Here is a 12,834-nt window from a genome sequence, read left to right as displayed (position 1 = left end):
CGGGCGGTCACGTTACCGAAACGGCGCTGAGAACATCGCTCAGCCCACCGGTCACGATGCGCCGAAATGACCGGTCACATTCGCCGAAATACGCAGGTTTACAACGGCACGGTTTACAGCGTCGCGCTGCTTGGCCCGCTGAACGACCTGTTTCTTGTCGTCACGTCCAGATGACTTCTTGGGCTGGCCTTTTTGCGTGTGCTCTTCCAGAGACTTTTCTTGCGATGCGGTTCTGAAGGCAGCCTGCTTTGCAGTCTCCGAGTTCTTCTTCTTGAGCTGCGCCCGGTGCTCCTTTGCGTACTCGAACGAATAGGCAGGCGAGAATTCCGTGGCTGACTGGTTCGTCAGCTCGACAAGCGCTTCATCTTCCAAGACGTAGACGCGCCTGTAGTCCTCCGGGTCGTACAACACCAGCACGGGCTCTTGGCCGAAGCGATGGAGCAAGCGCATGAGGTTGTCCCCCTTGAAGTCGTAGCCTTCAAAGGTGACGCCGGACTTGATGTTGAGTTTTCGTGAGACGACGTTGTACTTGGTGCGAATCCAGTCGCTGCGGTTGGGCGGCAATGGCAACGGGCATCCCACCCGCTCGACGATGTTCTTGAAGCGCTGGCGGGGCGTGACCCCCAGTCCACGGTTCTCGGACACCTCTTCGTCCACAAACCTCTCAAGAACGGTGTCTGCCCAGTCATTGAAGTACCAGTGAACAATCCAGCGCTCAAGCTCCTTGAGCTCCATCAATTTGTCACCGAGTACAACAGGGTTTCTCTGCCCGTCCTTTCCGTCCACCCGTGTGCAACCCGGCAATAGCTGCAAAGCCTCCTTCAGGGAGCGGTTGAGACGCTCGATGAATGGTTTCTCTTGAGGGTGGCGAGCTTTGCAGTAATGGACATCAATTCCCAGTTGACCCAAACGTCGGAACCGCCCGCCACGCCCTTCTGGTCCGTTGTCGAGCACCAGCAGACCGCAAGTTCCATAGAGGTCATGGCTTTCATCGATGCCGAAGTAACTGAACGAAGTCGCTTTGGAGAAGAGTGTGGACTCGACGCATTCAAGGCCACTTGACTCGTTGGGGGCACCGATTTGCAAGTGCCATCCCACAACGTTGCTCGAAGCGCAGTCGATGGCTTGAATCAGGTAGACGTCGGAACAGGGCCCATCCTCCGTCATGATGACGAATGGCAGGTGAACCGTGTCCTGCTCGACTCGCTGAAGGATGCCCTCGACCTGGATGCGGTGGCTGGCCACAGACATCTGAGCTGCCCTGTCTTTTTTAAGCAAGCGTGCGGCCTTTGGCATGGAATGCAGCTTGGTCGTGATGATTTTGTGGACGTATTTTTTGCTCAGTCGGCTTGCTGGCTTGGCTATTCCGCGTGCGATGGCCATCCGGCGGCACGCGTCGGTGAACTCCTTCAAAGTCCACTTGGACTTCTCGGTCAAGTAGGTCTTTTTCGCCAACCTGCAGATGAACGCGTCCATCGCCTTCGAATGACGGCCGTCGTGGTTCCCCCTTTTCTTGTTCGGAGTTATCAAGGACGCCTTGCATCTGTCGCGCTCAATCATGCGGTAGACAGAAGCCACAGACGGAAACTCAAAACCGGTTGAAGAGGATATGAACTGCTCGCGCACAGCGTCATACGCGGCATAGGCGCTGACCTTGTGTCGCTTGCAGTAGTCGTTCATTGCATTCACGACTTTTGTTGCTCTGTGTACCGCGGCCAAATAGCGGTCCTCGGATTCCTTGGACGGCAGGTAGCGCGAGCCTCTGCGCTTGCAGGTTGTGGCGTCATCATGGTCCAGGAAGACAGCCAATGTGGGGTTGTCCTTGCGGCGAACTTCGAGGGTTCCCGCCCCAATTTGGCAGCGCAGTTCGTCGTAAGGAATCCATCGCTCCACATCAGCATTGGCCTCAAGTACTCGGACACGGCCCATGGCCAATTCAGAGCTTGTGACCTGCATGACCAAGCGGGCCACTCGAGGGTCGTAGAGCTGGTCGCCGAAGTCGAGCTCTTTCATTTCGCGACCCTCCCGACAAGTTGGAGGTGGCTGAGGTCCCCAAAAGCCGGGCTGACTGGTGTGGCGAAACACAGCGCGTGTTCGACCACATCCGCTTCCAAGTGACCGGACACGAGCAGCAAGGGACCCATACGTGCGTCCAAGTCCAGACCGCCCAGGTAGTGCCCCATCGTCTTCGCACCTCCTTCGTGAAGAGCCTGTATGCGGTCGCTGATTTCAGGTCCGGGCCAAAGGTCCCGACGCTTGTTGGCCTGGTGCAGCAGAGGCAGGTTTGTTCTCAAAGGATGGCGGTAGCTGCTGGGTGTGACTATTTGCAGGAACTCGAAGCCAAGCGAGTACAGGATGCGCTGCGCCAGCTCAAGTTTCTTTTGGTACTGTCCATCGCCAAGGAATTTCTCAAACTTGACCTCCACGGCTGCCTTGATGCCTGAGGTCCAACGCAGCATGAAGTCGGGCGTGTAGAAGATGGCTTTGCTTCCGTGGCGTCTTGCGCGCGCACGAAGGGACGCCTTTTCTTCATCGTTCCAAGCGATGGAGCCGGTGGTGAGCTCCACGGCGAAGGCCTGAGGGTCATACCCCCCTACGTCGGGGTCCACGTTGAACATGTGCGCAACCAGGCGCTCGTCGTCGCTCTCGAGAGCGACGCCCCCGCTGGACTTCTCGTGGTGCGTGAGCACCGCGGCTTTTCCGAACCCGCGCGCGACCTCTCTTGACCCACGGTCAAGGGCCTGCATGCCTCCACGTATGCCGTAGACCGGGGCCCCGAGAAATTTGGGTTGCCTCGAGGATTCAGTGCGAAAACTTTTGGAGGTTCCCGGTGCAGTTGTACCAATCGAATTCATGAACGAATACCTCGAAAAAATGAGCAGAAAAATTTCTGCACATGTGTAGCGAGGTACTCAAGAATGTTTTGCTCAGACCACTTTAGAGAGCAAAACTGTTTGTTTGCACATGGACTGTTTGGGATGCCGCGCCTTGAACAACCTGGTGTTCGGCGTGTCCCATTGACGGATGCGATTGCGCCCAAGAATCCAGAAAAAGATTGCAAACGCGTCTTGTGATTCAGTGAGGATGTCTCCCCTTCTAAAAAAGTCGCCTGTAAGCGCTTACTATTCGCTCTGCCATTCCTAAAGAGCAGTGTTCTACACCTTCCTGGCCTTCGGCTGAACTTTCGCATTTCCGCCTCCTGCCGACAACCATTGCCGGGAGGCGAAACTTATTGCAGATTGTGCAAATCAAGAACTCATATTTTCAAATCTGATTCATGCAACCGATTGAGATGATTAATTTTAGAAACCGATGGCTCCGCATGAATTCTAAATTTCTAAACGATGATGAATGTTATCTTTAGACTGATTTCACTATAGGCCAGTTTATTGGGTGAAAGCAATCGGTAAACTCATCGCGGAGCTTGCGCCAGTGAATTTGATTTTCAGGAACCCCAGTCAATATACAGAGCAACTGAGCGGCCATCATCAAAATACCGTTTGAATTGCAAAGGGAGTCGAAAATCAGCTTGGGAGGGTAGCCCGTAACGAACTTGGACAGAGGGTGAATCCCGCCATGGGTGAAGCTGTTCAAAGCCCTCCAGGCGATGTCCTTGTACGCGTTGAGCTGCGCGACGATGTGCGCTGGTGCCTCCGCGGTCACAGCCAACCGTTTCAGCATGTCGCTCAACATGGGCAAGTCATCGCCCCTGCGCGCGGTCTCGATGGTCAGCGGCATGGAGAGCTTTTCGACCTGTGCCTCTGAAGCGGAATACATCAACCAAAAAGCCCGCACCAGGCTTTCGAACTGAGGCCGCAGCAGGGCTATCCCCGGGGCCCCCATGCCGTTCTGCATCAGAAGCATCGCCGCCGTGGCGTGTTCCATCGACAGGAGCGCCGACTGGAATGCGAGCTCGAAGTGCAGCCCTGGGTACGGCTCGAACGACTCGGTGAGTTCCAACACAGCTTCGTGCAGAGCAACGCTGCGGGCCAACGTATGAGCCAACTCCTCAGGGGTGATGTGCTTCATGGATAGTCCTCAAATTCTGGAGGGATGTCCGGGTCTCCGTACCGGTGAATCTTCAGGCGGCGCTTGCGCACTTCATCTTGCACTGCACTCGCTGCTACCCTGAAAAGGGCGCCACTGTTGAGGCACTGGAGGGTCAACATTCGCTGGTCTGACGAGACCTCGGTGACCACCAGCCACTCCCCATCTCGGCCATGAAGTTCGTCGTCAAACGCGACAACGCCCTCATCCACAAAAGCTTGGGTTCGCGGAAGCTCGGGGGGCACTCCACAAGATGGCAACTCCCAGTCAACGCGGGCCTGAGCAAGCTGCGCCCGCAAATCGTCGGTGCTGTGCGACCTCACCCTGCCCGTGTCTGGGCAAATCAAGCTGATGGACGGCCTGGACTCCCTTGCTTCGTGATGAACGCTCTCGCTCTCGGGAATGGCGCCGCTACAGCGCGGCTCGTCTTCTTCTTCGAAGCCCAGAGGCAGGGCTTCAAACTCTTCCCAAAATTCCTTCGACATACAGTGTCCGTTTCCTAAGTGCGGTGGTTGGACTACCTGTAGCGCCTAGGTCGATTTAGAACGCGGGCATTCTCCGACCACTTTAGAAGCATGCGTGTGGTCGCCCCTCGCTTGTTTCGAAAAGTGGGCTCCATGGCATGCCGACGCGCACATCCTGCTGCCGAGGTTGGGACATTCTGTGGGATGGTCAGGTCCCCAAAGCTTGTGGTGGGTCATCTTCCTCTCATAGGGAAGGCAGACGCAGCCTCCCCCTCTCGACAACCGAATCCGACTCACCCGCTACGGACCAAACAATTTCGGTGGGCATGTGCTTGTGGATAACTCTGGGGACAAGATGTGTATGAGCGGTTGAAAAGGTAGCCCGTTGCGGGGTATAAATACAGTTGTGCGCAAAACTGTAAATTTAGGCAAGGCTCGCCAGTCTCCCCATCCATCCTCCGAGTGGTTCGACACTCCTCAGGCTGCGCGTTTGGCTGGGCTCACCAAGGCGATGCTCAACTACCTCTGCCGAACGGGATTGGTCGAACCGTCGTGCGACTGTTCGCGTGGGCATGGACGCGCGCGTCATTACTCATTCGGAGATGTGGTCGCGCTGAGGCTGGTAGCTCGACTGGCGGCGGCTGGCATTTCGCCGCTCAGGTTGCGCAAGGGTCTCGAGTACCTTCGGACCTACCACTCCGACATCACCCTGACATCACTGCCTGCGAGCCATCTGGTTACAGATGGCGAGTTCCTCTATTTGAAGGAAGGGCATGACCCGCTGGAGCGTGCCCTTGACGGACAGTATGCGTTCGCGTTTGTAGTGGAGTTGGAACAGATTCGTCGTGAAGTGGTCGAGCGTCTACCGGACCCCCTGACCAAGCTGACCGCTTGATGAGCGGAGTTCAGGCACTGATAAGCAATGGGTACAAGGACAAATGAATGCAAGTAGCACGGAGACGTCAACATGAATGACTTGATTTCGACACCGGAGAGGCCTGAGCTGCGCACCTACGAGCAGGCTCTGCAGCGAATCCTCGCTGCACACCAGGGTCAGTACGTGGTCATTCAGGGCTCAGCGCTACTTCAATACTTTGATGATTACGCGCAGGCGCTGGACTGGGCGTACTCCAACCTTGCGCTCGATTCCTTCTTCGTTAAAAGGGTCGAACCTGCAGAGTTGAGCACGGTGCATTTCACACGCGACTTGGCATAGTGCCCAAGTTCGTTGAACTTCCGGTTTGCGGAAACGGGCTCCTCGTTGAAGGAGAGGTCTGGCTGTCGCCTCAACGTCGTGAGGCAATGTTTCGCGCAGGACGCCAAGATGAGGTTGGCGCGCCCATTCGCGTTACTCTCATCATCGACACTGGCGCAGACAGCACCATGCTCAATGACCAGCTCATGCGCAGTTTGGGCCTGACCCCCACGAGCCAGGCGCGCGTCATCACATCTGGTTCGCGAGGTGTACCGGAGCCATGCGACGTCTACGATGTTTCTCTTGAGATAAAGGGAAGCGCGACGCAAGAGCCGTGGAGAGTCTCGCCGGTCGCAGTGCTGGCACGCCCATTGGTGAACCAAGGAACCGATGGAATGATTGGCCGTGACTTACTCAGGTTGGGCGTGCTGCAGTACGACGGACCCAAGGGGACCTTCTCGCTCACGTATCCCTAGATTTCCTGTAAGGCGGTCTATTTGACTTGCACGTATTTGTCGTGGTAACGACGTAGCTGATTCACGTAAGCCGCTTTGGCAAGAAGCACAGACTCATCGACTTCCCCGAACACCAGGCTCAGAGAAATCGTTGCGTGTGGCAAATGACGACCGGCCTCATACAGGAGAGCGCCCAAGAGTTGTTCATCGAAGAACGCGCCAATCTGTGGCGTGTTGCCTGGGGCAATGAGCTGAAAGCCTTTGTAGGTCGGGTGGGCTGCGTAGTTTGAGAACGTTTTGTAGAGACCATCCCTGCGGTGCCCCGAGAATCGCGGGTGCTTCTCCAGCGCTTGGCGAACTTTGACCGGGTAGAAGACCTCCTTGTGCGTCTTGTGGTCGGCGGTGCGCCACACGTCAATCTTGTCGGGCTCCACCGAGAAGAGGTCGACCAAATTGACCAGTTCCAGCATCTCGCGAATCAGCTGGAAACCCACCTGGTAGTAGCCTGAAAGACCGAGCTTGAGCACGCTGGCCGCATTGTTCAACAGTCGGATGGCCAAGAGTTGCAGGGTGTGCTGGCGGGAACCTGGTGCCGTTCCGACACGGATAAGTACCGTCAGATGGTCCATGGCATCGTGGAGCGACTCCAGATGGTCGCTCAGCTCTTCGCTCGAATTGATGCAGCGCAGAGACCTCGCACGAAGGTCCTCTTCGAGCATATGCAACCCAGTCAGGTTTTGAGGAATCGGCATGCACTTCTCCCACTGACGCTGGTCGCTCAATCGTCCTTGAAAGCACTCTCAAGCTGGCAGTTGCAACCGAGGTGGAAGGGCGGCCGCTTGGTAGGGAGCCGGTCGTATTTCTTGCAGAACGCTTTGGCGCAAGCGGGCAGTGGGTCCTCCCAGTTGCGAATTTCCCAAGCGTCATAGATGCCGCGCTCACGTTTGCGCTCATCGATTTCGTCAAGGGTCTTAACCCCCGTGAAATACGTCTGCTGGACCACTCTTGCCACCTCACTTGCATGTCCGAATGAAGCTTGAAGGTCGGTCAAGTCGACGTCTGCAGGCGCAATGGCTTGGAACATCTCCCGAAACGAAACCTTTTTGTCCAACCGTGCGTCGAGGTCGGGTTGGGCTAGTAGGGCCTCGATGGCCTTGGCCTTACGTCCCAAAGGCTTGGCGAAGACGCCTTCTAGGACCTCATTCAGGTCTTTGAGGCGAAGACCTTCAAGTAGTTTTTCCCTTGGTATGTCTCTGCCGCGCAGCGCCATACCCATGTCAGCCAATCGTTCCCAAGCCTTACGACCCCAATCGTCGGCCTTCACTGTGACCACTGCGTTGGCGCGCCCGAGCTGAGTCAAGTAAAACGGGTAGAGGTCAAGGTCCTTGTCGAAGCGATGTAGGAGCTCATCGTCTGCTTGGAACATAGTAGGTGGTCCCGTGAGGAGGGTCGCAAGGTCCGCTTGACCAACAGATAGTCCCAGCGACTCCAAGGCCTCCTCCTGGAACTCCGTCAACAGGTCGGCACGGTCTTTCTCAGAAGCTGCGCCCCAGTCGGGAGAAGCCGTGATGCGCCGTTGGATGTGGGCGTCGTACTTTGGTCTGAGCTGCAGCGCCAGGTCGTCCACCTCCTTGAAGCGTAGGTTGTGCTTCGCGATTAGCAGGGCCAGTTCAGGTACTTTCTGGGTCCATTGCGTATGTGTACCCAGGACATCCTTGACTTTCTGTGCGAGCGCACGGTCGGCGCCCCGTAGGGTCAGAGGAAAGGGAGAAAGCGGGTTCAGAACCCACGCACCTGAATCGGTTTCAGTGAGGGGCCCCACGTCTCGAGGAGGCGCATCTTCTTCGCGCGCGAAGCTGGTCGAGATAGTGACGGCCAGCTTGATTTCCGGGTCTGCACTCGGCTTGGCAGTAGCACTGCTGTCGCTCGGAGCCTTCTTCTTGAACCACCACCACACGCCCACTGCAAGGGCAATAAAGACCAGTACTTCCACGGTATTGCCTTCCTGATGTTTCTCGCTCGGCGCATTTCATCACAGCTTGGACGGCGGAAGGTGGCGTGAATCCCACGAGTCACCGCCTCCTCTTTTTCGAGGTTGAGCACTTGCTCTCATCGACGTTGCTCTTCTGCCACCTTGCACGCCACGCACGTTGCTTTGCACCAGAGCAGCCACCGCCTTGCGCCGTCGAGACTTGAATCGCTGACTAGGTATGCCAAGGCCTACATGTGGTGGCATGAAGGGGTTCGTACGGAGACAACCTCTTTAGTCAGGGTCGTTTTGTGTGAATTTGGTCACGCAAGCCGATGCGCCAAAGCGCATCACTATTTGAATCCATTGGAGTTTTATTGAGCAGAACTGCATCCCCATGGTTCAATGCCTTGAGACAGGGGGCGTGTTTGACTTTTCGTAGTCCGGCCGTTCCTTTGTCCTCTGACATCCAGAATCTCAGGAGATGAAGACATTGGACTCAGCCTCTAGCCTCATGCATGGTCTTCTGGACTACGTCCTGGAGCAATCCAAGGTCGTTGACGCGCGAGGCTACACCCTTGCTGTGCCGCACGGTCTTCTCAAGACCATGGACCAAGTCTCAGGGCTCCCGGGCGTCGACTTTGACATAAAGGTTGAAGGGGACCACATCTGGATGCGAGTGGAGAGGCTGGAAGCATTCCCGCCGCCCACAGTCTCTGAAGCGTTTCGTGGATTGATATCAGCCCCAACCTCGCCAAACGCCTCATCTCCTTTGTTGGATGAGAAGGCGCTGGAACACAAGCTGGCTCTCAACGCCACTGGCAAGTCTGCGGAACAGGCAGACCAAGAGGCCGCCATTTTTCGGGCCAGTGTCGCCAAGGGACTGGCTCAGTACACCCTGCTCTGGAAGGCTTGGTCTGCGGGCGAGAAGCCGCGAAGGCAGTCCATTGACCTCTACGGGGAGTTGTTTTCCCTCAAGCAACAGATGGAGTCTGAGGAAACGGCCAAACCGCAGGAACTGGTTTGGGGAATGGGCATTGCTGCCTGGCGCCTGAGAGATGAGGACGGAGCTGTCGACTACCAATACCCCCTGCTCACCCAGGCCATGGAACTCACCGTGGATGAAGCCAGCTTGGCCATCACGGTCCGGCCGCGCGGCGTAGAACCACGGTTTGAGTTCGATGCTTTCTCGGCGTGTCAATTGTTGAGTGCACCGGACGTCGAAAAAACGGCCAAGCAAGCGTTGGCTCAGTCCGGTGACCGCACTCCGACTCCTTTTGACCCCGGCAGCTTCGAGCACATCCTCAAGATGGTGGCTGGCAACTTGCACGAAAAGGGCCGCTACCTAAACGGACAACGCGTGCCTCCCTTGCCTGGGGAAGACCTCTTGGTCACAGACGCTTGGGTACTGCTCTCGCGGGTGCGTTCGAACAACTTTCTCCACGAGGACATTGAGCGCCTGAAAAGCCGAATCCTGGACGGCGCCGCGTTACCTATGGGTGCTGCCGCATTCGTGACTCCGCCGTCGGACGAAAAAATCAACCACGAGCCAGTGCGTTTTCGGGGACTGTCGGGAGGCGGGGGTGGTGGCACAGGAAAGCCCTTGGAGCTTTACTTCCCCCTGCCTTACAACCACGAGCAGGTCACCATCATTGAGCAGCTGCAGCGCTCTGACGGTGTGGCCGTACAAGGTCCCCCTGGGACCGGCAAGACGCACACCATTGCCAATATCGTCTGTCACTACTTGGCGACTGGACGCAAGGTCTTGGTCACCTCGAAAGGAGAGCAGGCTCTGGAGGTCTTGCAGTCCAAGATTCCAGAGGCGGTCAGGCCCTTGACGGTGGCATTGCTCTCCGGCGACAGAGAGGGTATGCGCCAGTTCCAAAACTCCATTGAAGCCATCACGCACAACTTGTCTCAGCTCAATCTGGATGTGGTGCGAACCGAGATTGAACAATGCTTGGCCGGCATCGACCAAGCGCATATTGAACTGGCGCAAATCGACCGGCGAGTTGACGACATCGCACTGGCGCAACTGTCGAGCATCAGCGTGGACGGTGTCGAGTTGCGTGCTCAGAAGATGGCTCAACTGGTTGTGTCAGGTATGGAGCGCCATGGATGGTTCGATGATGTGCTCTCGCTGGCGCCAGAGCACAGTCCTCCGCTGACAGACAGCGAGATGGCCGGCTTGCGGGAGGCCCGGCGCCGGGCGGGATTGGATTTGCAGTACGCCACCGCGCGCATCCCTTCCAGTGCTGGACTGCCGGCGGCGGCCGACGTTGGCCGGCTGCATGACGTTCTTGTCAGCATGCGCGAAATTGAAGCGGCGGAAGCCAATGGTGGACTGCTGGCGCTGCGCGCTGCATCCGTTGAGGTGCTTGCTGACGCTCGCAAGATGCTGCCCGGCGTCGAGGCAGCTGCACAGCTTGCTCTGGAACTGGAAGAAACGGGGCACGTTTGGACGGCCGAGTTCCGCCGCAAGTGCCGTCAAGCAGATTTCGTCAGCGAGCGCGAAGCTCTTGAGGCGTTGTTCACCGAGATTGACGACCTGATTCGTGCACGGGCCGCATTTCTTAAAGTGCCAGTAGACGTGCCGGAGGCCGCCTTGGGTGGTGAAAAGTTCACCGATGCGGTCAAGCGAGCGGCCGAGACTGGCAAGCCTTTCGGACTGATTGCCATCGGGGCAGCTGAGGCGAAAGAGCACATCGCCGCGGTTAGGGTCGCTGGCCTGGCTCCCAAAGGCGAAGAGGATTGGAAGCACGTGCAGAAGTACTTGCAACTGCACGACCGGGTACGCTCCTTCAGCGTGCGCTGGAATCAGTTTGCGGACCTCTTGTCGGTCCCCGTGGTCAAGGCGAGTGTGCAGGCGCTGCGGGAAATTGAGATGGTCGCCACCCATGCCCGCAAAGCGCATCTCCTCGCGACCAATCACGACAACCACCTTCCGGCGCTTGCCGAACGTGTCTTCGCCAAGCCGCCAGTCAAGGAGCTCAGAGGCACATCAGCAGATTTGCTCAAGGTTCGGGAGCACCTTCGTAGCCACCTGACGCGTGCCGAACTGGCCGAGGCCACTGTGCTGCTGGCGACGCTCCAAGAGAAACTCGCAGGTGCCGCTGGAACGGTTTCAGAAAAGCTTCGCGAGTTCGTCGCCGAGCTATTGGGAAACAAGGAGATGCCCGCCGAACGAGTGGTGGCTGCTTACGCTGAGCTGGTCGGCGAGGTCCGTCGCATTGAGGCGATGGCGCACGACTTTCAAATACTCACTGCAGGGGCTGAGGCACTGGAGAAAGCCGGTGCCGCACTGCTGGGCAGCCGCGTGCGGACGTCTCCTCTGCCTGCTTCGGGCGAGGACATCGTGCTTCCCACGACGTGGCGACAGGCATGGACATGGGCACGACTGAAGACCCATCTGGACAGCATCGAAGCCAGAGATGAGTTGTTGGCCATGGCCTCAAGACGCAGCGACCTTGAGCGGGGGCTCGCGCGCCTCTACGAGACCATGGTCTCCAAATCGGCCTGGCGCGAGACAAAAGCTGGCGCATCCCCTAAAACGCTTTCGGCGCTTGAAGCCTACAGAACAGCAGTACGCAAGATTGGCCAGGGAACCGGACCCAATGCCAGCAGGTATCGCCGTGACGCGCAGAAGGCCATGCACGATGCGCAAGGCGCGGTGCCATGCTGGGTGATGAGTCACGCCAAAGTGTCAGAAACACTGCCTGCGACGCTCGGCAGCTTCGACCTGGTCATCGTGGACGAAGCCAGCCAGTCGGACATCTGGGCGCTGCCTGCCGTTCTGCGCGGTAAACAGATTCTCGTGGTGGGCGACGACAAGCAGGTTTCGCCCGATGGCGGATTCATCTCCGCAGTTCGTATTCAGGACTTGGCCAATCGATTTCTGGCAGGCCAACCCCATGCGGCGAGTCTCACGCCAGAGAAGTCGTTGTACGACATGGCGTCCACGGTTTTTGCGGCCAACAAGGTGATGCTGCGGGAGCATTTCAGGTGCGTACCGGCCATCATTGCTTACAGCAACCGGTTCTACAACGATTCGATGCAGCCGCTGCGCATCCCTCGCGAATCTGAACGAATCGACCCTCCCTTGGTGGACATCTATGTGCCCACGGGCTACCGGGGCAAAAAGGACCAGAACGGAGACGAGGCAAGTGCCATCGTGGCCGAAATCAAGGCAATCCTTGCCGACCCCAAACTGGCGGGTAGAACGCTTGGAGTGGTCTCCTTGCTGGGCTCTGAGCAAGCCAAAAACATCGATTTGCTGGTTCGCAGCCAATGTGATGCAGCAGAGCTATTGCGCAGGCATTTCAAGTGCGGTGATGCGAGAACCTTCCAGGGAAGCGAGCGCGACATCATGTTCCTCTCCATGGTCGTTGACCCCAGTAACTGCAAAGCCCTCTCCGGCAACATGTTTGAGCAGCGTTTCAACGTGGCCGCCAGCCGCGCCCGAGACCGGATGTACCTGGTCCGGTCCGTGCAGATGAAGGACCTGTCACAGGCTGATTTGCGTGCCGGACTGCTGGGCTACTACGCCAAGCCCAAGGACAGCAACGTTGAAGATGGCAAGAGCCTCATCGACCTCTGCGAATCAGGCTTTGAACGTCAGGTCTACACAGAGCTTTTTCAGCGCGGCTATCGCGTGATACCGCAGGTCAAGGCAGGGTCCTTTTTTATTGACTTCGTGGTCGAAGG

The 12,834-nt window shown here is 57.4% G+C and carries 10 protein-coding genes; 4 read left to right on the top strand and 6 right to left on the bottom strand.

The features are described from left to right. Positions 1–51: 51 nt before the first annotated feature. From ACN4F8_RS10540 to ACN4F8_RS10525, 4 genes are all read right to left on the bottom strand, one after another. A complete protein-coding gene (locus ACN4F8_RS10540; protein ID WP_419473547.1) occupies positions 52–2,013 on the bottom strand; it encodes a Mu transposase C-terminal domain-containing protein in 1,962 nt (653 codons plus the stop codon). After that, positions 2,010–2,747 carry a TnsA endonuclease N-terminal domain-containing protein gene (locus ACN4F8_RS10535; RefSeq protein ID WP_419473546.1) on the bottom strand — a complete coding sequence of 246 codons (738 nt, stop codon included), beginning with the start codon at positions 2,745–2,747 and terminating at the stop codon, positions 2,010–2,012. The genes ACN4F8_RS10540 and ACN4F8_RS10535 overlap by 4 nt, the downstream gene beginning before the upstream one ends. 613 nt (positions 2,748–3,360) lie before the next feature. Continuing rightward, a complete protein-coding gene (locus tag ACN4F8_RS10530; protein ID WP_419473545.1) occupies positions 3,361–4,029 on the bottom strand; it encodes a DUF6988 family protein in 669 nt (222 codons plus the stop codon). Further along, on the bottom strand, positions 4,026–4,532 hold the full coding sequence (locus ACN4F8_RS10525) for a hypothetical protein (RefSeq protein WP_419473544.1): 507 nt from the start codon (positions 4,530–4,532) through the stop codon (positions 4,026–4,028). The genes ACN4F8_RS10530 and ACN4F8_RS10525 overlap by 4 nt, the downstream gene beginning before the upstream one ends. 385 nt (positions 4,533–4,917) lie before the next feature. Between ACN4F8_RS10525 and ACN4F8_RS10520 the strand changes: the two genes are divergently transcribed. The 3 genes from ACN4F8_RS10520 to ACN4F8_RS10510 all read left to right on the top strand — a co-directional run bounded on the left by ACN4F8_RS10520 (position 4,918) and on the right by ACN4F8_RS10510 (position 6,182). After that, positions 4,918–5,406 (top strand): MerR family transcriptional regulator, encoded by a 489-nt coding sequence (locus ACN4F8_RS10520; protein ID WP_419473543.1) that lies wholly within the window; start codon positions 4,918–4,920, stop codon positions 5,404–5,406. A gap of 72 nt (positions 5,407–5,478) precedes the next feature. Further along, a complete protein-coding gene (locus ACN4F8_RS10515) occupies positions 5,479–5,727 on the top strand; it encodes a hypothetical protein (protein ID WP_419473542.1) in 249 nt (82 codons plus the stop codon). A gap of 86 nt (positions 5,728–5,813) precedes the next feature. Next, positions 5,814–6,182, top strand: coding sequence for a retropepsin-like aspartic protease (locus ACN4F8_RS10510; RefSeq protein ID WP_419473548.1), 369 nt, complete (start codon positions 5,814–5,816; stop codon positions 6,180–6,182). Positions 6,183–6,199: 17 nt separating this feature from the next. Here the strand turns inward: ACN4F8_RS10510 and ACN4F8_RS10505 are convergent, their stop codons facing one another. Both ACN4F8_RS10505 and ACN4F8_RS10500 read right to left on the bottom strand, forming a co-directional pair. After that, entirely contained in the window at positions 6,200–6,913 is a 714-nt protein-coding gene (locus ACN4F8_RS10505) for a hypothetical protein (protein ID WP_419473541.1), read from the bottom strand. 26 nt (positions 6,914–6,939) lie between these two features. Beyond that, positions 6,940–8,154 carry a hypothetical protein gene (locus ACN4F8_RS10500; protein ID WP_419473540.1) on the bottom strand — a complete coding sequence of 405 codons (1,215 nt, stop codon included), beginning with the start codon at positions 8,152–8,154 and terminating at the stop codon, positions 6,940–6,942. A 460-nt stretch (positions 8,155–8,614) separates the two neighbouring features. On the opposite strand from ACN4F8_RS10500, the gene ACN4F8_RS10495 reads away from it, so the two are divergent. Further along, the coding region (locus ACN4F8_RS10495; protein WP_419473539.1) for an AAA domain-containing protein at positions 8,615–12,834 on the top strand (4,220 nt) is incomplete at its 3' end.

Origin of the sequence: Hydrogenophaga sp. (assembly GCF_048549895.1) — a bacterium.
GTDB lineage: Bacteria > Pseudomonadota > Gammaproteobacteria > Burkholderiales > Burkholderiaceae_C > Hydrogenophaga.
The sequence above is the reverse complement of the archived record's forward strand: the minus strand, read 5'-3'. Positions and strand labels throughout refer to the sequence as shown.